Genomic DNA, 23,834 nt, shown 5'->3' on the forward strand with positions numbered 1-23,834 from the left:
TATCCGCCCGGCTCGTGACGGCACGGTAGACGGTCGCATACGGCGCCGACACAGCCAAGTCGAGCACAATGCCGGCATGGATTTTCCTCAGATCGCCTTCCTGCTGATCCTGGGCGCCGCGCTGTATCTGTTCGTCAGCGAGCGCCTGCGGGTCGACGTCACCGCCATGCTGACCCTGCTGGCGCTGGTCCTGACCGGCGTGCTCGACGCCAAGCAGGCCTTGTCGGGCTTCGCGAGCGAGCCGGCGATCATCGTCGCGGCGGTGTTCGTGATCTCCGGCGGCCTGGCCGCGACGGGCATCACCGAACGCCTGGGCCAGTGGATCGGCGACGCCTCCGGCAAGAGCGAGACCCGCGCGATCGCGGTGACCATGCCCGCGGTCGCGGCGCTGTCCTCGTTCACCCACCACGTCATGGTCACGGCGATGATGCTGCCGATCCTGACCCGCTTCGCCAAGGCGCGCGGGCTGTCGGCCTCGCGCCTGCTGATGCCGATGTCGTTCGCCGCGTCGCTCGGCACCACCCTGACCCTGGTCAGCGCGCCGGCCTTCCTGCTCGCCGACAACCTGATCGAACGCACCGGCGCGCCGGGCCTGGGCATCTTCTCGATCACCCCGATCGGCCTGGCCTTGGTCGCGCTGGGCGTGGTCTATATGCTCGCCACGCGCTGGCTGCTGCCCAAGCGCGGCGGCGAGCACGGCGACGACGGCTATCTGCGCCTGGACCGTTATCGCACCGAGCTGTTGATCGTCGAGGGCTCGCGCTGGAGCACGCGCCCATTGGCCGAACTGCAGAAGGCGCTCGGCGACCGCTTCGTCATGACCGGCTGGCTGCGCGACGGCCAACGCCGCCAGGACCTGGGCCCGAGCAGTCCGCTGATCAGCGGCGACATCCTGCTGGTCGAAGCCTCGGCCGATGCCTTGGCTTCGCTGCACGACGACAGCGGGCTCGACCTCAACGCGATCGCGCGCTTCGGCGGCGGCATCGAAGGCGACGGCGAGCCGCAACTGGTCCAGGCGGTGGTCGCACCGGGCTCGGAGTTCATCGGGCGCAGCGTGCGCGAGCTGGATTTCGCGCGCCGCTTCCACGCCGTCATCGCCGGCCTGTGGCGTCGCCAGGGCGCGGTCGCGCCGCGGCTGTCGGACGCGCGCCTGCGCGAAGGCGATCTGCTGGTGCTGTGGGGCCGGCCCTCGCGTTTCGCCGAACTCGCCGCGCACCACGGCTTCCTGATGCTGGTGCCGTTCGCCGGCGAAGCGCGCCGGCGCATCCGCGCGCCGCTGGCATTGGCGATCCTCGCCGCGACCGTGATCGCCGCCGCCACCGAGTGGCTGCCGGCGCCGCTGGCCTTCCTGCTCGGCGCGGTGGCGATGGTCGTCACCCGCTGCGTCGACGTCGAACAGGCGTATCGCGAGATCGACGTGCGCATCTTCGTGATGATCGCCGGAGTGATCCCGCTCGGCGTGGCGATGGAACAGACCGGCACCGCGCAGCTGCTGGCGCAGGGCCTGTTGCACGTGGTCTCGGGCTGGTCGCCGCTGGCGATCCTGCTGGTGATGTTCACCTCCGCCGCGCTGCTGACCCAGATTCTCTCCGACGCCGCCACCACCGTGTTGCTCGGCCCGATCGCGATCTCGTTGGCGCAATCGCTCGGTCTGCCGCCGACCCCGTTCGTGGTCTGCACCGCGCTCGGCGCGGTCGCCGCCTTCCTGACCCCGATCGGCCATCACGGCAATCTGCTGATCCTCGGGCCGGGCCAATACCGCTTCAACGACTTCCTGCGCATCGGCTTGCCGCTGACCACCATGGTCGCCCTGGTCAGCGCCTGGATGGCGCGTTGGCTGTGGCTCGACGGACCGCTGTGGCCGCTGTCGTCCTGACCGCGTCGCCGTGTTCGCCATCCCCGGCTGCGGTTTGCGCGGGTCGCCTCGTTCGATGACGTTTCGACGATACGCCGCGGCTGCGGTGTTGGTCGGCGCGATCGCAATCCGCGATCCGGTCGCGGTCGAAGGGTAGGGAATTTCCTACCCCACGTTCGGCGGTCCACTGAGAGCAATCGGTCACAACTTGCCTCAAGTTACACAGGCCCCGGCAGCGCGACGAGTGCGTTGGCAAGGAAGCCGCTCAGCAAAGGATAGTTCGCCGCCTTGAGCAAGCGGTCCAGCTGGGCCGGGGCCCTTCTTCCTTTCGATTCCTCCGAATCCAGGCGCGGTCATGCGTTACACGGTGCAACTGAGCGAATCCGATTACCAAGGCCGGCGCCTGTCGTGCGACGTCGCCGACGAATGCTTCAACGATGCCATCCAGGCTTCGCAGGCAGCCAAGACCGAAGCCTTCCACCTGACCGTGCAGCTCGGCCTGCCGGTCGCGATCCGCATCTTCGAAGACAGCCGCATCTATCTGTCGCACATCATGCCGGCGCCGCGGCGCTGAGCGTTCGCGTCTCCGATCTTCCCGAAAGCCCGAGGCCCTTTGTAGGAGCTGCGCAAGCTGCGACCGTTGGCTGGCGGCAGGCGGCGCAGGGGCGGGCGACTACGCGGTCGCGACTCGCGTCGCTCCTACTCCTCAGATCGCCTCGAAAGCCCGAAGTCTCTTGTAGGAGCTGCGCAAGCTGCGACCGCGGACCTGCGGCCAGCGGCGCAAGCACGGGCACCTGCGCGGTCGCGACTCGCGTCGCGCCTCCCCCCAAGATCGCCTCGAAAGCCCGAGGCCCTTTGTAGGAGCTGCGCAAGCTGCGACCGTTGGCTGGCGGCAGGCGGCGCAGGGACGGGCGACTACGCGGTCGCGACTCGCGTCGCTCCTACTCCTCAGATCGCCTCGAAAGCCCGAAGTCTCTTGTAGGAGCTGCGCAAGCTGCGACCGCGGGCTGACGGTTGGCGGCGCAAGTACGGGCGATCACGCGTTCGCGACTTACCTCGCTCCTGCACCAGCCCTCATTCGAAGCTTCGACGATCTTGTTGGTGCTGCGTAAGCCGCAATCGCGAACTCAATGGTCCGCGACGAAGATACGGACCGAATCCCCCACACCCTGCATCGCATCGATCCTCGACGACGTCGACACCTTCACATCGCCGACGTCGATCCGCACGCCTTCACGCAGCGCAGTCTGACGCGCATCTCAATTCGCATACGCGATACGCATCGCCGATGCCCATCGGGTAGGGGGGCGCCACCCGAGCGCCGTTCCCATCTGTGGGGAGGGGCTGAAGAAGACGAGCCGCCGCCTGCGGCGAATCGTCTTCGGGGCATGCAAGACCTCTACCGCCGCAATGCACGACACCGCTTCGCGACTGCGTTCGCGCGGCGGACTTTGGCTGGTCTTTTCTTATTTCGATCTACGACTCGGAGAAACCGCATGTCCATGAAACAACGTGTCCTGACCGCCTCGATCCTGCTGGCGGTGACCGGCACCACCGCGACCGCGCTGGTCACCGCGCAGCACTACCGCGATGCCGGCAACGCGTCGGCGCAAGCCAACGGCAACGCCGCAAATGCATCGACAGCCGCATCGGCCAAGGCGGCCACCGCGGCGCGTACCAATCTGCATAATTCGGGCTTCGCACTCGCGCCGACCGTCTCCGGCGCCACGCCGAACGCGCACCTCGCCAAGCATCCGGCGGTCGCGCGCGCACGCGAACAATTGCTCGCGCAGAAGCTGCGCGGCACCGGCGCACAGGCCGACCGCGAGGCGATCGACGCCGAACAATACCTGCCGCGCGATGTCATCGTCGAAGCCGACGGCAGCGAGCACGTGCGTTTCAACCGCGATTACCAAGGCCTGCCGGTAATCGGCGGCGACCTGGTCACGCACATGAAGGACGGCCTGTTGACCTCGGTCAGCAAGACCATGGACCTCAAGCTCGGCCAGGGCGGCGCCAAGGCGCCGAAGTTGTCGGTCGCGCAGGCGGTGACCGATGCCGGCGTGCATTTCGCCGGCCGTTTCATGGATAAGCCGACCTCGCGCGTAGTCTATTTCGCCCAGGACAACCAGCCGAAACTCGCGTACGAAGTGACCTTCCGCGGCCTCAACAAGGCCGAGCGCCCGGTCCACGACATGATCTACGTCGATGCCGACAACGGCGCTCTGCTCGGCCGCGACAGCAAGATCTACAGCGCCGAAGCGGCCCAGGGCGAGGGTTTCACCATCACCCGCGGCAAGGTCGCGATCTCGACCAGCAAGGTCGGCGCCGAGGAAAGCGACGGACGTGGCGCGGGCTATCTGCTGCGCGACGATAAGCGCGGCGGCGGCACCTTGCACAACACCGGCGGCACGGTGGTCGACCTGTACTTCGGTGGCGGCGATTTCACCGCACCGCCGATGTTCGACAAGGACAACGTCTGGGGCAACGAGCAGATGTCCAACATCGAGCGCACCGGCGTGGAAGCCCACTACGGCGTGTCCAAGACCTGGGACTACTACAAGAAGCTCTACGACCGCGTCGGCATCTTCGGCGACAGCAAGGGCGTGGAAAGCTTCGTCAACGTGACCTTCTCGATCTTCTACTTCATCGACGCCGGCGGCACCAACGCGTTCTGGGACGGCGAAGCCAAGCGCATGGTCTACGGCAACGGCGACTACGGCATTTCCAACCCGGTGGTCGCGCTCGACGTGGCCGGCCACGAAATGTCGCACGGCGTGACCCAGGCGACCTCGAACCTGGCCTATGCCGGCGACGCCGGCGGCCTCAACGAAGCCACCTCCGACATCCACGGCACCCTGGTCGAGTTCTTCGACAACAGCCCGAAGGACCCGCCGGATTATCTGATCGGCGAGAACGTCATGCTCGACGGCACGCCGCTGCGCTACATGTTCAAGCCCAGCCTCGACGTCGCCGAAGACGGCAGCGGTTCCTTCGATTGCTATCCGGCCGGCGGCTTCACCGAAGAAGACCCGCACTACACCTCCGGCGTCGGCAACCACTTCTTCTACCTGCTCGCCGAAGGCCAGAAGGTGCCGAAGTCGCATCGCAAGACCTTGCTGCCGGCCGACCTGGTCTGCAACGGCGCGACCGGGCTCAAGGGCATCACCCCGAACACCGCGGGCCAGATCTGGTATCGCGCCAACACCTTGTACCTGACCTCGCAGTCGTCCTACCCGCAGGCGCGTGAGGCGACCCAGACCGCGGCCCAGGACCTGGTCGACAAGGGCTTGTTGAAGGCGAGCGTGGTCAAGTCGGTGGCCTGCGCCTGGGAAGCGGTCAACGTGTCGCTGCCGGAAGGCTCGACCGGACTGCGCTGCAAAAGCTAAGCGGTGACCCGTGCCGTGTATTGAGCTGCATTCGAGGTCGTTGCGGCCCCCGTTGCGCGAAAGCGCGGCGGGGGCCGTTTTTCATCGAGTGTCTTGGCCTGGAGCGTAGCGACCGAGGACGTATCGGCCAGCGACCTATGAGCCAAGCGGGTTGGTCCGAGCGATCGGTCTCCCGTCACTCCGCGCTCGGCGGCACTGCGAAGTAGACGCCGTCGACGCTGCCGTTGAAGCCGCAATAGTCGGGACCGACCAGCGGTTTGCCGTTAGCATCCAGGGCTTGCACGCGCAAGACCGCGCCTTCGCGGGTCAGCTTCAGCGAGCTGCGTGGGTCGCCTTCGACTTGCACCGTCAACACCGCACCGACGTGACGCCCACTACCGGCGGCGTCGCAGAGCCAACGCCCGTCGAGCGGATGCGCGGCATTGGCCTCGACCTTGAAACGGCCGCCGCCCTCGCTGACGACGTCGACGCCGCCGGCGACATTGCGCCAGCTTCCTACCATGCCGGCCGATGGGTTCGTGCGTATCTGCGACAGCGCGCGTGCGCGATCGTCGAGCAAGGCTTTGAGCGACCGCGTCCGATTCGCCGGCGTGGCGTTGTCGTAGGTCGCATCGCGCACGCCGACGAACCAACGCTGGTCCTCGCGCAGTCCTTTCGCGGCCTGGGCGTCGAGCGACTTACGCAGGCGCTCGTAAGCGCGGCCGACCGCGGCGTCGGCGTTTGCCAGGCGGACATCCTTGCAGATCGCATTCTCGATCGGCATGGAGGCCTTGGCGCAATCGAACGAAGGTTTCGCCGGTGCGGGCGTGGTCGCGAGTACCGGTGCCGATGCCGCGAGCGACACGGCGAGCAGGGCGGATGAGGCGAGGGCGGGTATGGTCACGGCGGCGGTCCTTGGCTGCGCTGAGATGAAGCATTGCACGCTCACCGCGCTAGCTGGCGGTGCGCGGGTGCATTGTCGATCAGCGAGCCGTCCATCGCCAGTCCGAGCGAGACTCGCCCGCCGGAAACCGCTTGATTTCAGCCGTTTTATGGACGACGACGGCTGACCGGAGCTTGCGCAGGTATCGCCCAAGCTTGCAGTACACCGGTCGGATGCCGTTACGGGATCGCCGACCGCAGGCCTGGGCAGTGCTTGCGAGGTTGCGACCGCGACCGCCGGCGACCCCGCTCGGCACCCAGCCGTCAGAACAACTCCAGTTGCGGAGTCGGCTTGCGCGGGGCGACGAACTGGCTGGTGTCCAGGGCCGGCAGCCGCCCGTAGCCGTGCTTGCGCCAGGCCTTCTGGAAACGTTGTTCGATCAGCTGCGCAAACGGGCCTTCGCCGCGCATGCGCTTGCCGAAAGTACTGTCGTAGTCCTTGCCGCCGCGCATCTGCTGGATCAGGCTCATCACGTGCGCGGCGCGGTCGGGGTAGTGCAGTTGCAGCCAGTCGCGCCAGACCTGCTTGAGTTCGTGCGGCAAACGCAGCAGCACGTAGCCGGCGGCGCGCGCCCCGGCTTCGTGCGCAGCGGCGAGGATCTGCTCGAGCTCGCCGTCGTTGATCATCGGGATGGTCGGCGCGACCAACACGCCGACCGGCACCCCGGCCTCGGCGAGGGTGCGCATGGCCTTGAGCCGCGAATGCGGCGCCGAGGCGCGCGGCTCCATCTTCGCCGAGAGCTGGTTGTCCAGGGTGGTGACCGAGAAATACACCGACACCAGGCGCCGCCGCGCCATCGACGCCAGCACTTCGACGTCGCGTACGATCGAGGCATTCTTGGTGATCAGGCTGAAAGGATGCGAGCAGGCGTCGAGCACTTCCATGACCCCGCGGGTGATCCGGTAGCGGCGCTCGATCGGTTGGTAGGCATCGGTGTTGATGCCGAGCGCGATCGGCGCGCACTGGTAGCCGGGGCGGGCGAGTTCGTTCTGCAGGCGCTCGGCGGCATTGACCTTGGCGAACAGCCGGGTCTCGAAGTCCAGGCCCGGCGACAGTTCCAGATAGGCGTGCGAGGGACGCGCGAAGCAGTACACGCAGCCGTGCTCGCAGCCGCGATAGGGATTGACCGACTGGCTGAAGCCGATGTCGGGCGAATCGTTGCGGGTGATGATGCTGCGCGCGGTTTCCTCGCGCACCTGGGTGTCCGGGCGCGAGCTCGCGTCGGCGTCTTCGTACACCGAGCCCCAACCGTCGTCCTCGCCCTGGACGGTGGTGACGGCGTAGCGCCCGGCGACGTACGACGCGGCGCCGCGCCCCTTGAACGCGCTGGGCTGGATCGAGAGTCGGGCTTTGCGTGCGGCATCCATCCGCGCAGCCTACGCCGGCGCCGTCGCAGGTTTCGCGACGCCGCCGGATCACTGGGTTGCATCGCTAGGCTGCATCGCTCGCTGGCGCAGGCGCATCGCCGGCAAGCTGAATGCGGCGAGGGACGCATGCCCACGGCATCGCTTGCCGCGGGTCGTTGATTCCCTGCCGAGGCTTACTCGATCGCGAAGCTGGTGCTGACCGAAGCGCTGACGCTGATCTGACCGACCGACAGGGTCTCGCCGTCGGCCGCTTCGCCGCCGCCGCCACTGTTCTGCATGACGTTCTGCATCATCTGGCCGCCGCTCATGCCACCGCCCCAGCGACTGCCGCTGCGCCACCAGCCACCGGCGTACGACTCCGACACGTTCAGCGCCGGCCCGCGCCGCACCCCGAGTTCGACGGCCAGCGCATCGGCTTTTTCCTTCGCCGCCCGCACCGCCAGGGCGCGCGCGGCATCGCGGTGCTTGCGCAGCTGCGAGGTGCGGAATTCGATGCCGTGGATGTATTGCACGCCGCTGGACAGCAGCCCGGTCAGCACGTTCTCCAGCTCGCCGATGCGGCTCAGCTTGATGCCGATGCTCTTGCGCACGATGTAGATCTGCGGCTTCGTCGACGAGTAGTCGGGATAGTAGGTCGGCTCGATGCTGATGAAATCGGTCTGCACGTCCTTGTCGGGCACGCCGCTGTGCTTGAGAAACGCCAGCGCCTTGGCGACGTTCTCGTCGTTGCTGCGCTTGGCCTGGTCGAGCTGGGCATGCCGCGATTCGACGCCGACATCGAGCAGGATCAGGTCCGGCACGACCTTGACCTCGGCCGAACCCGATACGTTGATGCTGCGTTGTTCGGCCTCGGCGGCGAATACCGGCGACGAGGTCAGGGCGAGCAAGGCGGCGGCGATGAGGAACCGGTGGATCATGGGAGTCCTTCCTGTGGTTCGGGCGGGCGTAGCCGCATCCTACGTCGCCGGGTCGCCAACGGTCTTTGCCCGTATCGGCACTCACCGCGGCGGTGCGATCGGCGCGCGGGCTATGCCGGCCGGGGCCGGCGGGCTAGCCTAGGCGAAGCGCAGCCGTGCCGGCGGCGCCGCTGCACCGATGGAGTTCCGACACGTGCTGGATCTGCTGCCCGACCTGTGGCGAGACATGCTCGCCATTCCCCACCTCGGTCTGTACCTGACGATCGGCTGGGCGGTGTATCTGCTGGGGCTGAGCTTCTGGATCGTGCTGCAGAAGCGCGAGCCGGTGGCGACGATCAGCTGGCTGATCAGCCTGGCCGCGCTGCCCTACATCGGCTTCCTGATCTATTACTTCTTCGGCCCGTTGCGCATCCACCGCCAGCGCCTGCGCCGGGTGCGCGCCCGCGCCTCGCTGCCGGCGCCGCCGGCGGGCCTGACGCCGTCGCCGGAAGCGATCGAACTGGCCAAGCTCGGCCAGGCCACCACCGGTCTGCCGCCGACCACCGCGACCGACGTGCGCCTGCTGATCGACGGCGGCGCCAAGTACACCGCGTTGCTGGCCGACATCGCCCGGGCGCGCCAACACATCCACCTGGAGTACTACATCTATCTGCCCGATCGCACCGGCACCGCGCTGCGCGACGCCCTGATCGAGCGCGCCCGGGCCGGGGTCAAGGTGCGGCTGCTGATGGACGCGGTCGGCTCCGGCCAGACCTCGCGGCGTTTCATCAAGCCCTTGCTCGAGGCCGGCGCCGAAGTCGCCTGGTTCCATCCGATGAAGCTGCGCTGGTTCTGGCGCCGGCCGTGGCTCAACCTGCGCACCCATCGCAAGATCGTCGTCATCGACGGTTTGGTGGGCTACACCGGCGGCATCAACATCACCGACGAGGAAGACGAGCGCCTGCGCGAGGACGCCTACCGCGACCTGCATCTGCGTCTGGAAGGCGATGTGGTGCGCGAGCTGGAACTGGTCTTCACCGAGGACTGGTGCTATGCCACCGGCCAGCCGCCGCTGAAGATGCAGCACCCGCCGCCCCAACCCGGGCGCGTGGCCTCGCAGGTCGTCAGTTCCGGCCCGGATTCGCCCTGGGAAGCCATCCACCGCGTGCACGTCGGCGCGATCCACGCCGCACAACGCCGGGTCTGGCTGGTCACGCCTTACTTCGTGCCCAGCGAGGCCGCGCGCATGGCCCTGACCTCGGCCGCGCTCGGCGGGCTCGACGTGCGTCTGCTGGTGCCCAAGCTCAGCGACAGCCGCCTGGTGACGTATGCGGCGCGCTCCTATTTCGACGAATTGCTCGATGCCGGGGTGAAGATCCACGAGTACGGGCCGCGCATGCTGCACAGCAAGGCCCTGCTGTGCGACGACAGGATGGCGATCATCGGCAGCGCCAATTTCGATCACCGCAGCTTCCGCCTCAACTTCGAGATTTCGGTGATGTTCTACAACGAACAGCTCGCCGGCGAGCTGGCGACGCTGATTCAGGAAGAGTGCTCGCGGGCGCCGCGGGTGCGTCCGGACCGGGAGCGCTCGCTGTGGCGCGCGCGCCTGCCCGAGGCCCTGGCACGGCTGGTCTCGCCGTTGCTCTAGCGGTTTGTGCCGCCGGTCGCATCCGCCGGCGCCCCCAGCTGCCGCCGCCGCGGGTGCGCGCTACACTCGGCCTGGACCCGGCCGGGTCCATCCGTACCGGCCCGCCACCGTCCGTGCTGGCCAGCGGTTCCGCTCGGAACCCGCCTGGCCCTCCGGATCGGGACCGGGCTATTTCGTCAGGGAGCACGCCGCAATGCCTTGGGTTTACCTGCTGCTGGCCGCCGCCGCCTTCGTGCTGGCGCTGAAAACCACCTCGCCGGGGCTCCTGGCGGTCAGCCTGTTGGCCGCACTCGGCCTGATGATCGCCGGCGTGATGAGCCTGCTCGCGCGGCGCCTGGACAACACCAGCCGCGACGTGTCCTCGATCGTCGACCCGATGGAACTGCGCCGCCTGCGCGAACAGGCCGAAGCGCGCAAGCTCGCCGCCTCGTCGCAGTCGGAATCCTCGCCGAACTGAAGCTCGTTGCGTCGCGGTCCGGCCTGCACAGGCCCGCACCGAGTTGCGTGGGACCCGTGACATCGCCTGGCGCGACCACTCGCCGCGCCAGGCGCGGCGCGTTACGCTTTGCGCCATGACCGCCCTCAGTGTCAACGTCAACAAGATCGCCGTGCTGCGCAATTCGCGCGGCGGCGGCGAACCCGATGTCCGGCGCGCTGCACAAGCCTGCCTCGATGCCGGCGCCCACGGCATCACCGTGCACCCTCGCCCCGATGCGCGCCATATCCGCGCCGACGATGTCTACACGCTCGCCGAACTGACCCGGGCCCGCGGCGTCGAATTCAACATCGAAGGCAATCCGTTCGCGCCGCCGCGCGAAGGCTATCCCGGCCTGCTCGCCCTGTGCCGGGCGACGCTGCCGGCCCAGGTCACCCTGGTGCCCGACGGCGACGACCAACTCACCTCCGACCACGGCTTCGATTTCGAGCGCGACGGCGACCGGCTGCGCCCCTTGATCGCCGAACTGGCCGCACTCGGTTGCCGTGTCAGCGTGTTCGCCGACGCCGACCGCGACGGCATCGAACGCGCCGCCGAACTCGGCGCCGCGCGGGTCGAGCTGTACACCGGTCCCTATGCCGAAGCCGCCGAACTCGGCGACCTCGACACCGCCCTGCAGACCTTCGCCGCCGCCGCCCGCCGCGCGCAAGCGGCCGGCCTCGGCGTCAACGCAGGCCACGACCTTAGCCAGGCCAACCTCGGTGCCTTCCTGCGAGGTGTCCCCAACGTGCTTGAGGTGTCGATCGGGCATGCCCTGATCGGCGAGGCCTTGTATCAAGGTCTGGATGCGACGGTGCGTGGGTATCTGGACGTGATCGCGAAAGCGCGTTGAGTGGTGCGTGGCCGCGTGATGGCACTCGGGTAGGCGCGGCGCGAGCCGCGACCGCATCGCCCCATGTTTGCATCGTTACTCGCTGCCCCCTGTAGGAGCGACGTAGGTCGCGGCCGCGGGCCGTATAGAGGCAACAAGGCCGACGTCATCCATTGAAGTAACGTACTTTCGCCGGGGTAGGAGCGGCGCAAGCCGCGACCGCCATGCATCGGTCTCGCTGCACCGGCTGGAGCGCTCTGTAGGAGCGACGTGTGTCGCGACCAAGGGACGCGTAGAGGCGATGACGCTGACGCCATTCATCGAAGCGGGATGCTTTCGCGGGGTAGGAGCGGCGCAAGCCGCGACATCGTTGCGATGGTCTCGCTGCGCATCCGTCGGAGCAAAATCTAGATCAAACGCCAAAAGCTTCCGCCACTAAAGCGGCGGGTTACTTTCTTTTTGTCTAAAGCAACAAAAGAAAGGTAACCAAAGAAGTTGCTTTGTTTTGAATCACCAGCCCGCACGAGCGATGCCGACGCAGGGATTTTTCATACGGGACATCCTTGTCCCGATGAAAAACGGCGCGCCTTCCTGCGCGCCGCCCTTTGGGTCTTCGATTGCCTTCGCGAGTGCTCGGCTACGCACAGCCATGGCAGGGGCAGGGGCAGGGGCAGGGGCAGGGGCAGGGGCAGGGGCAGGGGCAATATGCCACGCAACAAACCAACGCCCGCCTGATAGCCAAGGCCCGCTTGAAAGTTCACGGTCGCGGCTCACGTCGCTCCTATAAAGGCTGCGTCTGAATCAAAAAGCGACGTCCTCTCCCCTGTAGGAGCGACGCAAGTCGCGACCACGCAACCTCCAGATCGCCACGTCGTTATCGCTACGCCGCAGTCGCGGCTTGCGCCGCTCCTACCCCAAAGCGGTACGCCGTTGCCGTTGCCGTTGCCGTTGCCGTGATGAGCTTGGCGCAGCATCGAACTCGCGATGCGGTCGTAGACCCGGAGGGCGGCGCACAGGACGTGCGCCGTTTTCCGATAAGACAAGGATGTCTTATCGGAAAATCCCGGCGCAAGCTACGTGCCCGCAGGGGAGCTCCGTCAGGGAAGGCCTTTTCTTTGGCTTTCTTTTGGGCCAGCAAAAGAAAGTAACCCGGCCGCGTTAGCGGACGGAAGCTGTAGATGTTGCTTCAAGGCTCTGCGGTAGGAAACACAGCAATCGCCAGTTGCGCGGTCGCGACTCGCGTCGCTCCTACAGTGGTCGATCACCGTTGCCGTTGCCGTTGCCGTTGCCGTTGCCGTTGCCGTGATGAGCTTGGCGCAGCATCGAACTCCCGACGCGGTCGTAGACCCGGAGGGCGGCGCACAGGACGTGCGCCGTTTTCCGATAAGACAGGGATGTCTTATCGGAAAATCCCCGCGAACGCAGCGAACTCGCAGGGGAGCTTCGTCAAGGAAGGCCTCCCTTTGGTTAGCTTTCTTTTGGGCCAGCAAAAGAAAGTAACCCGGCCGCGTTAGCGGACGGAGGCTGTAGATGTTGCTTCAAGGCTCTGCGGTAGGAAACACGGCAATCGCCAGTTACGCGGTCGCGACTCGCATCGCTCCTACCCTGGAGGCTACATGCAGCAACGACGCGATAGGGAAAGAGCGCGGTCGCGGCTCACGCCGCTCCTACAGGGGGCTGCGGCCAGTAACGCCGCGAAGTTGATGGCGCGCGGTCGCGACTCGCATCGCTCCTACCCTGGAGGCTACATGCAGCAACGACGCGATAGGGAAAGAGCGCGGTCGCGGCTTACGCCGCTCCTACAGGGGGCTGCGGCCAGTAACGCCGCGAAGTTGATGGCGCGCGGTCGCGACTCGCGTCGCTCCTACCCTGGAGGCTACATGCAGCAACAACGCGATAGGGAAAGAGCGCGGTCGCGGCATACGCCGCTCCTACCCAAGGGCTGACCAGCGCGAAACTGAGACAACAAATCCCACACACCCCGCAACGAAAACGGCCGCCCTCGCAGGCAGCCGTCTTGTCTCGCACCGATGCGACCGATCGACGTATGCAAACAACGATCAACGCGTGGAGATATTGCTCAAGCCGCTGTCGCGCGCCGCCGAAATCGCATGGGCGAATCCCTGATAGTCGGCGTCGGCGTTCGCACCGACCTCGAGCACGGTGTCCGGCGAAGCCTGGGCCAATGCCTTCAGCGCGGCCGGCAGCTCGCTCGCCGACAGATTGCGGCCATCGAGTTCGAAGCCTCCGTTCTGTTCGACGATCAATGTTGCCCTGGGCGCGACCGGCGCCGGCTTGTCGCTGGGGATGGGCAGGCTCAGGTTCAATTGCCCGGTCAGGACCGGCGCGGTCACCATGAAGATGATCAGCAGCACCAGCAGCACATCGACCAGGGGCGTGACGTTGATTTCGGCAACGACCTCGTCGTTGCGGTACGCGGAAACGGAGTAAGCGGAGCCGGCCATAAGCACCTCCATCCTGGGGCGGGACGCCCGGCTTCACGTTAAGCCCGTCACAGTTCGTCGCACAAGAGGGGAACGACCGCGCATAAAAAAACGCCGCCCGATGGGCGGCGTTCTCACGACGGTAAGCGCCGGTTCCGCAAGAATTACTTCTGGACGAAACCGATCTTTTTCATGTCTGCGTTTTTGGCGTAAGCCAGCACCTTGGCGAGGATGCCGTATTCGGCGTCTTCGTTGGTGTCGATTTCTAGCAGAGGTTGATTGGTGGGATCGCGTTGAACCGTTTCTTTCATCATCCCCGGGATCGCCTGCAGCGGCGTCGGGTTGTCGTTCCAGAACACCTGGCCAGTCGCATCGATCCGCAGCGCGATCGGCGGCGGCGGCTCCTGCGTCTGGGGCGGCGGGTTCAACGTCGGTTGCGGCAGGTTGACGTCGATCGGGTAAGACACCGTGGGCGCCGTGACCATGAAGATGATCAGCAGCACCAACAGCACGTCGACCAGCGGGGTCACGTTGATGTCGGAGATCGCGCCGCTATCGGAGTTGTTGCTGAAAGCCATGTGCTCGGTCTCCGATTAACGTTCTTTGATCGCGATGAAGCCGACCTTGCGCATGCCCTGCCTCTGCGCAATCGTCACCACTTCATTGACCACGCGGTACTTCGTGGTGCGGTCGCCGCGGACGTTGATCTGCGGCTGCGGGGTCTTTTGTGCTTCAACCGAAAGACGGCTCTCCAGCTGGTCGCGGGTGACCGGCTCATCGTTCCAGTACAGCGAACCGCTCTCCTGGATCGCCAAGGTGATCGGCGGCGTCTTGGGCGGCTCGTCCGTCTTGGTGAGCGTGGCTTCGGGCAGCTTGATCTCGACCTTATGGGTCATCAGCGGCGCGGTGATCATGAAAATGATCAGCAGCACCAGCATCACGTCCACGAGGGGCGTGACGTTGATGGTGGCCATCGGGCCGTTGTCGTTGCCTGTACTGAAGGCCATGTCCGAACTCCAACTACGCTAAATGAGAGGCGTCAGTGTTGATTAGCGCTTGTTCGACAGTTCGCCGACGCGCGAGCCGGTGGCGAAGAAGTCGTGCAGGTCGTGGGCGAAGGTGTCGAACTTGTTGTTCGTGACACGGTTCAGACGCACGAAGAAGTTGTAAGCAAGCACGGCCGGGATCGCGACGAACAGACCGATCGCGGTCATGATCAGCGCTTCGCCCACCGGGCCGGCAACGGCCTGGATCGAGGACTCGCCGCTGGCGCCGAGGCGGAGCAGGGCGTGGTAGATGCCCCAGACCGTACCGAGCAGACCGACGAACGGAGCGGTCGAGCCGACGGTGGCGAGCACGGTCAGACCGGCTTCCAGACGCGAGCTCTCGCGGGTCACGGCCTGACGCAGGGCGCGATCGACGAACTCCGAACGGTTCAGCGACTCGACCAGACGCGAACCTTCGTGGCGCTGGTGGTGAGCGGCGGCCTGGGCGGCGTCGAGGGCGATCTTGGAGAACGGTTCGCTGCGCGACTGTTCTTCCATGTAGCGGATCGCGTCCTGGGCGTTCGGGGTTTCCCAGAACGTGCTGACGACGCGGTCGGAAGAGCCGCGCAGGCGCAGATTCTTAACGAAATTGATGACGATCCAGTAGACCGACAGAACCGACATCAGCGTGAGCGTGATGAACACGATCCAGCCGACGAGGTCGAAGTTCTGCAACAGATGCGAAAAGCTCATCTGCTGAAGCGCTTCAGCGTTGGAGCCTCCGGCGGCGGCGGTGGTGGTTTGCTGCAGCATGACGCTTACCTTTGAATGTCGTGGAAAGGAAAGAAGGTATTACGAAGTAGCGGTGTTCATCAGGCGGGACAACAGTCGCGCCGACCCCGATCAGGTCGGCGGGACGAAATCGACGGGAACGCGGACGCGGCTCGCGACCGGTTGACCGTTGCGCACTTCAGGGTTGAAGCGCCACTTGCGGGCAGCGTCCATGGCCGCGCGATCCAGATTGCGGTTACGGCTGGATTTTTCGACCTGCACGTCCATGACGTTGCCCTGGGCGTCGATGCTGATGACCAGGACTACGGTACCGCCCACGCCCTGACGGGCTTCGGTCGGCGGGTACTTCGGCGGATTCAGGCGACGCGAGGACGGATCGACGCTGGAGCCGATGTCGCTGGCGGCCGTCGGCGGCGCAGGCGGTGCCGGCGGCGGCGCAGGCGGGTCGATCGGACTGGGGTCCAGATTCTCGACCGGCGGCTGGTCCGGCGGCGGGGGAGTCGGGGTCGGTCGCGGCGGGGACAGTTCCTTCGGAGGCTGCTTGAGCTCCTTGGGCGGTTCCGGCGGCGGCGGCGGCGGCGGCGGGGGCGGCGGCGGTGGTTTGATGATGTTGACCATCGTCACCTGCTCTTCGTCCTGCTGCTGGGCAGGTGGCGTCATTGGGGCCAGCAACAACAGGAGCGCCGCGGCATGCACAGCGATCGCGCAGGTGATACCGGCAATACGTGCCCAGTTCAAACCGTCGCGGTCGTCGTCATCTTTCCTAACTTGGAGTTCGAGGTCTTGCGTCATGCCGTCAGCTCGGGAGGTGTTTCCGGACGCCAGGGCGCCTCGGGCCATCGTTCGGTTCCTGCAACCGTTTCCAGTCGCGGGAACCTCCTAGCATATACCAAACCGCGTCACAGGTTCCAAGCGCGGTTAGGCTTCTCTTTGCTGAATTACTTGCCTTTCAGCGCGAGAATCTTGTTGGCGTCGTCGGGCTTTTTAACGCCCTTCGCTATCGCCTGCTTGGCGGCTTCCTTTGCCTCGGGAATGCGATCCTCTTGCCACAGAACACGGGCGAGATTCAGGTACGTCTCACCATCCGGTGCGAGAGGAGCCGCTTTCTTGTACGCGTCGATCGACTTCGCAGTCTGATCGGAGAAGTAATAGGACTGGGCCAGCGCCACATAGGCCTGGTAGTCCGGCTTGAGGACGCCCTTCTCGAGGCCCTCGGTGATCACGCCGGCCGCTTCCTTCTCCTTGCCATCCAGGTTCAGATAGGTGGCGTAGAGCTGGCGGTAATCCTTGTCGTCGGTGAACTGACCGGCGGCGCGAACCTTTTCCAGCACGACCGCGGCCTTGTCGAGCATGTCGGCCTGCGAATACACCGCGGCGACGTTCATCTGGGCGCGCTTGTCGTTCGGGGTCTTGGCGGCGATCGACTCGGCGATCTTGGCCGCTTCGGCGCCCTGATTGTTCTCAATGTAGCTCGCCATCAGCAGCTGCTGCCATTCGACCTTCGGCTCGGGCGAGGCGTCGATGGCTTGCTTGATCGCCTTGGCGGCGTCCGGATAGCGCTCCAGGCGGTACAGGGCATTGCCGCGCACGATCAGGTGCTCGGGCTTGCTGCTCTTGGTTTCCGACAGGAAACGTTCGGCCGTCGCCAGCGAATCGGCGTACTGGTCTTCCTGCAGCTGCAGCTGGGCCATCATGAACATCGCGCCGAAATGGCCGTTGTTGTCGAGGCCGTTGAATTCCAGCGCTTGCTTGAGATAGGCGATCGCGGCCTTGCTGTCGTCGCCGTCGTAGGCGAGCTGGGCGCCGATCTGCGCGGCGAACGAACGCTCGTAGGCGTTGAACGCGGTGTTGGCGATGATTTCGTCGGCGACGGCGCGAGCTTCGGCGGCCTTCTCCTTGTCGTAGAACTCCATCATCTTCTGCAGCTTGGCGCCGCCCTTCGACGAGGCCTTCGCGTCCGGCGCGGTGCGCGTCGCGTTCGGGAACTGGTTCTCGGCCTTGGTGGTGCTGCCCTTGCTGCTTTCCTTGTTGGCGCGGCGCTGCGCATTGCGCTCGGCCATGCTTTGCGCGTTGACCTGGGAGACTGCGCCGAAGACCAGCGTCACGCCGATCGCGGCGGCCAGCAGGGTGCTACGACGGGTGGGTTGCTTGCTCATGTACTCACCTCAGAGAGACTCAGCGGCCGCAGGCGGGTGGCCTTGTGGCGGAACGGCGCAAGGCCAAGGGGCCGTCACGCTAACAGAAACTTGGGGCCGCGCGATACGGGTTAAGACAGCCATTTTCACCTGGATTTCATCCACACTTCGGCGTACGGCCGGAAGCGCGGGCCTGTTCGTAGGTAGGAATCAAGGCCCCGGCGCGAGCGTTCAGCTCCTGGATGCGCGATTGCGGATCGGGGTGGGTCGAGAGCCATTGCGGCGGTCGCGAGGTACTCGCGGCGATCATGTTCTGCCACAGATTCACCGCCTGGCGCGGGTCGTAGCCGGCCTGCGCCATCAGCCGCTGGCCGACCACGTCGGCCTCGCTTTCCTGGGTGCGCGAGCCCGGCAGCAGGAAGGCGGTCTGCAGGGCCGCGCCGCCGAGCTGGTTGGTGGCGCTGACCGCGCCCTCGCCGTAGCGCGAGCCGACCAGGCTGCCGAGAATGCCCAGGCCGACCTGGGCGCTCATCTGCCGGGTGATGCGTTCGTCGTGGTGGCGCGAGACCACGTGGCCGATCTCGTGGGCGATCACCGCCGCGAGCTGGTCCTGGTTCTTGGCGACGGTGAAAATGCCGGTGTTGACGCCGACCTTGCCGCCCGGAAGGGCGAAGGCGTTGGGCGAACTATCGGCGAACACGGCCACGTCCCAGTTCGCCTGCCAGCCTTGCGGCAGCTGCTGGGTGATCGAGCTCACCACGCAGCGCACGTAGGCGTTCTGGCGCGGGTCGGTGCTCAGGCGCTGCTTGCTCTTGGCCTCCTCGAAGGCCTTGGCGCCCATCAGGTCGAGCTGCTCCTGCGACACCGCACCAATGTGCTGGGTACGCCCGGTCGGCGAAGTCGTGGTGGCGCAGGCGGCCACCACGGCGGCGACCGAAAGCGCAAGCAGGATGCGTTTCATGACGATTCCCCAGAACGAACTAACTTTGTAGCGCTGCCTGGATTAATACTTCGTCAACGAGGGTGGCTCAAAGGCTTGCAAAAAGCGCCGCACCTGCCACCAGGTTATTGAGCGCGTGCGCCGCATAGGCCGCCCACAGGGTGCCGGTGCGCCGATAAGTGGCGGCAAAGACCGCGCCCATGAAGGCGTATACCGCCCACAGCAGCAGCATGTTCCAGCCCTGGCTGGCGCCGAGGCCCGGCGGCTCATGGACGAGTGCGAAAGCGATCGAGCTCAGCGCGAGGCCAAGGCCGGGCCGTCCCGCGGCCCACAGACGGCCGAACAGCACCCGCCGGAACAGCAATTCTTCGTAAGCCGGCGCGATCAGCACGGCGAAGATCAGCAACAGAAACGGGTGTTTGCCGACCGCCTCGCTGAGCACCAGGTTGCTCGGCGTCATCTCGATCTGCAGCTGCTGCGCGAGCAGGCCGACGAGCATGCTGAAACCCATGGTCGCGAGCAGGGCGACGAGGATCGTCAGCCAGGTCGAGGTCCGCCACAGGGCGCGCCACGAGGCGGCGCGTTCCTCGCGCGTCGCACGGCGGCGCAGCAGATAGACGGTCAATGCGCCCAGGCCGGTGCCGACCAGGGTGATCGCGATCATCGCGTCGGAGCCCGGGTCCATCTCGACCGGGACGCCGCGCAGGCCTTGCAACATGCCCCACAGCACCCCGCCGATTACGACGAACACGGCGAGCAGCACCACCGACAGCAGCAGGTCGAGCGCAAAGCCGGCGACGCTGCCTAGCCAGCCGCTGCGCGTCGCCGCCGAGGGCGGCGACGCGGGGATCGGATCCACGCGGGGATCAGACGTCGAGATTGGCCACCTTCAGGGCGTTGTCCTCGATGAACTCACGGCGCGGTTCGACCACATCGCCCATCAGGGTGCTGAAGATCTGATCGGCGGCGACGGCGTCTTCGATGCGCACCTGCAGCAGGCGGCGGGTTTCCGGATTGACCGTGGTGTCCCACAGCTGCTCGGGATTCATTTCGCCAAGACCCTTGAATCGCTGGATTGCGCGGCCTTTTTTGGCTTCATCGAGCAACCAGGCCTGGGCCTGGGCGAAGCTGGCGACCGCTTGCGCGCGATTGCCGCGCACGATCTGCGCGCCTTCGCGCACCAGGCCGTGCAGCATCGACGCCGCTTCGCGCAGCGAACGCAGCTCGCCGCCTTCGAACGCCGACAACGGCAGCACCTGGATCAACTGCTGACCCATGTGATTGCGCGTGACCAACAACGCGGCCTGGCGGGTTTCGTTGGCCGGATGCAGCGCCAGCGTATAACGCGGCTTGCCGAGACCGGTCTGGTTGAGACGCTTTTCCAGCGCGTCGAGTTCGTGGCGCTCGTCGACGTTCTTGAGCAGGTGCTCGGTGTCGAGCGGGGTGAAATCGATCAGCGCCTGCAGCACGTTCGGATCGTAGCGATGCGCGTTGCGGGCGATGGTTTCCTTGGCGCCGGCGTAGGCGAGCAACAACTTCTCCAACGCCGCGCCTTCGATCGGCGGTTCGCCCGTCGCCGGAATCAGCGCCGCGCCTTCGACTGCGTTGTTGGCCAGGTACTGATCCAGCGCGGCATCGTCCTTGAGGTAGATCTCGTTCTTGCCCTGCTTGATCTTGTACAGCGGCGGCAAGCCGATGTAGATGTGGCCGCGCTCGATCAGCTCCGGCATCTGCCGGTAGAAGAACGTCAGCAGCAAGGTGCGGATGTGCGAGCCGTCGACGTCGGCGTCGGTCATCAGGATGATGCGGTGGTAGCGCAGCTTGTCCGGGTTGTACTCGTCCTTGCCGATGCCGGTGCCGAGCGCGGTGATCAGGGTGCCGACTTCGGCGCTGCCGAGCATGCGGTCGAAGCGCGCGCGCTCGACGTTGAGGATCTTGCCCTTGAGCGGGAGGATGGCCTGGGTCTTGCGGTTGCGGCCCTGCTTGGCCGAGCCGCCTGCGGAGTCGCCCTCGACGATGAACAGTTCGCTGAGCGCCGGGTCTTTCTCCTGGCAGTCGGCGAGCTTGCCGGGCAGGCCGGCGATATCGAGCGCGCCCTTGCGGCGGGTCAGGTCGCGCGCCTTGCGCGCGGCTTCGCGGGCGCGGGCGGCGTCGATGATCTTGCCGGTGATGGCACGGGCCTCGTTGGGGTGTTCCTGCAGGAACTCCTCCAAACGTGCGCCGAACGTGCTCTCAACGACCGGGCGGACCTCGGAACTGACCAGTTTTTCCTTGGTTTGCGAGGAAAAGCTCGGGTCCGGCACCTTGACCGACAGCACCGCGATCATGCCTTCGCGCATGTCGTCGCCCGACAGCGCGATCTTGGCCTGCTTGGCCAGGCCGCTCTGTTCGATGTAGTTGGTCAGGGTGCGGGTGAGGGCGGCGCGGAACCCGATCAGGTGGGTACCGCCGTCCTTCTGCGGAATATTGTTGGTGAAGCAGAACATCGTCTCCTGGTAGGAGTCGGTCCACTGCAGGGCCACGTCGACGGTGATGCCGTTCTGCTCGCCCGACACCGAGATCACGTTCGGGTGCAGCGGAGTCTTGAGCTGGGCCAGATGCTCGACGAAGGAGCGGATGCCGCCCTCGTACTGGAACAGGTCGCGGCGGCCTTCGCCGCGCTCGTCGACCAGGGTGATCTTGACCCCGGAATTCAGGAACGACAGTTCGCGCAGGCGCTTGGCCAGGATGTCGTAGTGGAATTCGACGTCGCTGAAGATCTCCACGGCCGGCTTGAAGCGCAGTAGGGTGCCGCGTTTGTTCGACGCTTCCAGCTGCTTCAACGGGTACAACGGCTCGCCGAGCGAGTATTCCTGCTGGTACTGGTGGCCGTCGCGCCAGATGTTCAGCCACAGGTGCTCGGACAGCGCGTTGACCACCGACACGCCGACGCCGTGCAGGCCGCCGGAAACCTTGTAGCTGTTGTCGTCGAACTTGCCGCCGGCATGCAGCACGGTGAGGATCACCTCGGCCGCGGACACGCCTTCTTCCTTGTGGATGTCGACCGGAATGCCGCGGCCGTTGTCGTAGCAGGAGACCGAACCGTCTTCGTGCAAGGTGACCACGACATCGTCGGCATGACCGGCCAGCGCTTCGTCGATCGCGTTGTCGACGACCTCGAAGACCATGTGGTGCAGGCCGGTGCCGTCATGGACGTCGCCGATGTACATGCCCGGGCGCTTACGCACGGCCTCGAGACCGCGCAAGACGGTGATCTTGCTGGAGTCGTAGGTCTGCGATTGCGGGGTCGGGTCGGAGGTCGGGTCTTGCGAGGGGTCGTGCTCGGTGTTGGTCATTGCGTCAACAGTCTCCGACGACACGCTGCCGGCGAAGGCGCCGAACGCGTCGAGACACAGTAGTGAGTAATCGCAGTATAGCAGGCGGGCCGCCTGGCCCGGCGCTGGAGCCGGCCCGGCGCCGGAGCGCCGGGAGGGTGGCGCTCGGGCCCGAAACAGGCTCGCAGGCGCTTACAGCGCCGTCCAGGCTTCCGAGATGGTGGCGGAAGCGGGGTTTTAAAACCCGGCGCAGGCGCGAGGGTGCATGTTTCACGTGGAACATGGGGCGGAATGTCGCCGGCTAAGTCTTGGATCGGGTCTCTGGGCCGAACGAAGGCGATATGAGCTCGAATCGCCGTCGACGTGGGCTCGAACCGGGTCCGGCGGGAGCCTGGGGCCGAAGCCCGCTTCTCGCGAGCCCGGACCGCGACTTGCCAAGCCCCATTCTTCAGAACAGGACCGGCCCAAGCCGCCGTCGGTGCTAACGGCGAGCCCCCATCTCCACGCTCCAGGCCGTGCGGCCGAAGCCTGTCGCCTCGGCGCTGGCCCCTTGTCATCCGGCAGGCTGCGCCGGCCAGGGCCGATACCGCAGTGTTCTCGGCCGGGATCCGCCCGAGGCCTCAAGCGGACTGCGGCAGCTCGCCCAGCAGTCCATGTTCCACGTGGAACCTGGTCAGTTCGACCTGCATGGACGCCAGAGCAGGCGGCGGATCGGTGCCGGTGATGAAGACCTGCGCCTTCGAGGCGAGCAAACGTTCCAGCACCCGCTGCTGATGGTTCCGGTCGAGCTCGGAGGCCAGGTCGTCCAGGGCCACGACCGGCCATTCGCCGCGGATCGCGGCATGGTGTTCGGCCTGGGCCAACAGGGCGCACAGGGCAGTGAGCTTGGCCTGGCCGCGCGACAAAGCCTCGCGGCCGGGAACAGCGCCGAAGGCGATCCGCCAGTCGGCCCGGTGCGGCCCCACCGAGGTGTAGCCGGCCAGCTGATCGCGTTCGCGGGCCAGCAACAGCGCGTCAGCGAGGGGAAACTCCTCGCGGCGCCAACCTGGCAGGTAATCCAGGCGCACCGCCCCCAGCCCCGGCGCCAGTTCGGTGGCCAGGGCCGAGAACCTGGGCTGCAGTTCGTCGAGGTACTGGTGGCGACGCCGGGTCAGCGGTTCGCCGGCCTCGGCGAGCTCGTGATCCCAGGCGTCGAGCTGGCCGTCGCGCGCCCGCGCCTTGAGCAGGGCGTTGCGCTGCTTGAGTGCCCGGGTATAGCGACGCCACAGAGGAGTGAAGTCAGGTTCCACGTGGAACAAACCCCAATCCAGGTAGCGGCGGCGGATCTCCCCGGCTCCAGTGATCAGGGAATGGCTGCCGGGCTCGAAACTGACCACCGCCAAGGCCGCGCACAGTTCGCCGAGCTGGGACACCGAGGCACCATCGAGCCGCCCGACCCATTCCTGGCCGCTGTGGCGCAGTCCGGCCTTGCGGCGCTGTTCGCGTCGGTTTTCCTGCCACTCGACGAAGACCTCGAGCGCGGGGTCGCCGGCCCGGATCAGACCATCGCGCACGCGGCCGCGGAAACTGCGGCCGTAGGCCATCAGATGCAGGGCTTCGAGCAGGCTGGTCTTGCCGGCGCCGTTCTCGCCGGTAATCAGGTTGATGCCGGGAGCCGGCAGCAGGCTGACTTCGGCGAAACGCCTGAATCCACGGGCTTCCAGACGGGTGACATGCATCGGCAGATGATCGCAGAAGGGGAGGGCCGGCAGTCGGGCACGCAATCCGAAAGCCACAAACGGACACGCCCGGACTGGCCGGGCGTGTGATGTTCCACGTGGAACCGGGTCGTTAGAC

At 66.2% G+C, this 23,834-nt stretch carries 19 protein-coding genes; 6 read left to right on the forward strand and 13 right to left on the reverse strand.

Annotation, left to right across the window (positions count from 1 at the left end):
• Nucleotides 1–76: 76 nt before the first annotated feature.
• The 3 genes from ACTOWK_RS17905 (at nt 77) to ACTOWK_RS17915 (ending at nt 5,244) form a co-directional block, all read left to right on the forward strand.
• Nucleotides 77–1,876, forward strand: coding sequence for an SLC13 family permease (locus ACTOWK_RS17905; protein ID WP_441331457.1), 1,800 nt, complete (start codon nt 77–79; stop codon nt 1,874–1,876).
• 334 nt (nt 1,877–2,210) lie between these two features.
• Nucleotides 2,211–2,429: a hypothetical protein gene (locus ACTOWK_RS17910; protein ID WP_057971064.1), complete on the forward strand. Its 219-nt coding sequence runs from the start codon at nt 2,211–2,213 to the stop codon at nt 2,427–2,429.
• Between the two features lie 922 nt (nt 2,430–3,351).
• Complete coding sequence (locus ACTOWK_RS17915) at nt 3,352–5,244, forward strand: M4 family metallopeptidase (protein ID WP_441331458.1); 1,893 nt, start codon at nt 3,352–3,354, stop codon at nt 5,242–5,244.
• Between the two features lie 175 nt (nt 5,245–5,419).
• On the opposite strand, the gene ACTOWK_RS17920 is transcribed toward ACTOWK_RS17915, so the two are convergent.
• The 3 genes from ACTOWK_RS17920 to ACTOWK_RS17930 form a co-directional block, all read right to left on the reverse strand.
• Complete coding sequence (locus ACTOWK_RS17920) at nt 5,420–6,127, reverse strand: lysozyme inhibitor LprI family protein (protein WP_441331459.1); 708 nt, start codon at nt 6,125–6,127, stop codon at nt 5,420–5,422.
• Between the two features lie 302 nt (nt 6,128–6,429).
• Nucleotides 6,430–7,533 (reverse strand): PA0069 family radical SAM protein, encoded by a 1,104-nt coding sequence (locus tag ACTOWK_RS17925; protein WP_441331460.1) that lies wholly within the window; start codon nt 7,531–7,533, stop codon nt 6,430–6,432.
• Between the two features lie 173 nt (nt 7,534–7,706).
• Nucleotides 7,707–8,450, reverse strand: coding sequence for an SIMPL domain-containing protein (locus tag ACTOWK_RS17930; RefSeq protein ID WP_441331461.1), 744 nt, complete (start codon nt 8,448–8,450; stop codon nt 7,707–7,709).
• A gap of 178 nt (nt 8,451–8,628) precedes the next feature.
• Here ACTOWK_RS17930 and cls point away from each other — a divergent pair, with 178 nt between their 5' ends.
• From cls to ACTOWK_RS17945, 3 genes are all read left to right on the forward strand, one after another.
• Nucleotides 8,629–10,080 carry a cardiolipin synthase gene (gene cls / locus ACTOWK_RS17935; protein ID WP_441331462.1) on the forward strand — a complete coding sequence of 484 codons (1,452 nt, stop codon included), beginning with the start codon at nt 8,629–8,631 and terminating at the stop codon, nt 10,078–10,080.
• Nucleotides 10,081–10,273: 193 nt separating this feature from the next.
• A complete protein-coding gene (locus ACTOWK_RS17940) occupies nt 10,274–10,537 on the forward strand; it encodes a hypothetical protein (RefSeq protein ID WP_441331463.1) in 264 nt (87 codons plus the stop codon).
• 115 nt (nt 10,538–10,652) lie between these two features.
• Entirely contained in the window at nt 10,653–11,408 is a 756-nt protein-coding gene (locus ACTOWK_RS17945) for a pyridoxine 5'-phosphate synthase (protein ID WP_441331464.1), read from the forward strand.
• A 2,039-nt stretch (nt 11,409–13,447) separates the two neighbouring features.
• Here the strand turns inward: ACTOWK_RS17945 and ACTOWK_RS17950 are convergent.
• From ACTOWK_RS17950 to recF, 10 genes are all read right to left on the reverse strand, one after another.
• Nucleotides 13,448–13,852 carry an ExbD/TolR family protein gene (locus ACTOWK_RS17950; RefSeq protein ID WP_441331465.1) on the reverse strand — a complete coding sequence of 135 codons (405 nt, stop codon included), beginning with the start codon at nt 13,850–13,852 and terminating at the stop codon, nt 13,448–13,450.
• A 143-nt stretch (nt 13,853–13,995) separates the two neighbouring features.
• The gene (locus ACTOWK_RS17955) at nt 13,996–14,409 is read right to left on the reverse strand and encodes an ExbD/TolR family protein (RefSeq protein WP_057916050.1); all 414 of its coding nucleotides are present in this window, start codon (nt 14,407–14,409) and stop codon (nt 13,996–13,998) included.
• A 15-nt stretch (nt 14,410–14,424) separates the two neighbouring features.
• Nucleotides 14,425–14,838, reverse strand: a complete 414-nt coding sequence (locus ACTOWK_RS17960; protein WP_441331466.1) for an ExbD/TolR family protein — start codon at nt 14,836–14,838, stop codon at nt 14,425–14,427.
• 42 nt (nt 14,839–14,880) lie between these two features.
• Nucleotides 14,881–15,630 carry a MotA/TolQ/ExbB proton channel family protein gene (locus ACTOWK_RS17965; RefSeq protein ID WP_031374035.1) on the reverse strand — a complete coding sequence of 250 codons (750 nt, stop codon included), beginning with the start codon at nt 15,628–15,630 and terminating at the stop codon, nt 14,881–14,883.
• 90 nt (nt 15,631–15,720) lie between these two features.
• Nucleotides 15,721–16,401: an energy transducer TonB gene (locus ACTOWK_RS17970; RefSeq protein WP_441331467.1), complete on the reverse strand. Its 681-nt coding sequence runs from the start codon at nt 16,399–16,401 to the stop codon at nt 15,721–15,723.
• Nucleotides 16,402–16,547: 146 nt separating this feature from the next.
• On the reverse strand, nt 16,548–17,765 hold the full coding sequence (locus ACTOWK_RS17975) for a tetratricopeptide repeat protein (protein WP_441331468.1): 1,218 nt from the start codon (nt 17,763–17,765) through the stop codon (nt 16,548–16,550).
• Between the two features lie 136 nt (nt 17,766–17,901).
• Complete coding sequence (locus ACTOWK_RS17980) at nt 17,902–18,705, reverse strand: M48 family metallopeptidase (RefSeq protein WP_441331469.1); 804 nt, start codon at nt 18,703–18,705, stop codon at nt 17,902–17,904.
• Between the two features lie 67 nt (nt 18,706–18,772).
• Nucleotides 18,773–19,543: a CPBP family intramembrane glutamic endopeptidase gene (locus tag ACTOWK_RS17985; protein ID WP_441331470.1), complete on the reverse strand. Its 771-nt coding sequence runs from the start codon at nt 19,541–19,543 to the stop codon at nt 18,773–18,775.
• 7 nt (nt 19,544–19,550) lie between these two features.
• A complete protein-coding gene (gyrB, locus tag ACTOWK_RS17990) occupies nt 19,551–22,019 on the reverse strand; it encodes a DNA topoisomerase (ATP-hydrolyzing) subunit B (RefSeq protein WP_441331471.1) in 2,469 nt (822 codons plus the stop codon).
• A gap of 599 nt (nt 22,020–22,618) precedes the next feature.
• Nucleotides 22,619–23,716: a DNA replication/repair protein RecF gene (gene recF, locus ACTOWK_RS17995; protein ID WP_441331472.1), complete on the reverse strand. Its 1,098-nt coding sequence runs from the start codon at nt 23,714–23,716 to the stop codon at nt 22,619–22,621.
• Nucleotides 23,717–23,834 lie beyond the last annotated feature (118 nt).

Origin of the sequence: Lysobacter sp. CA196 (genome assembly GCF_052078695.1) — a bacterium.
Lineage (GTDB): Bacteria > Pseudomonadota > Gammaproteobacteria > Xanthomonadales > Xanthomonadaceae > Lysobacter.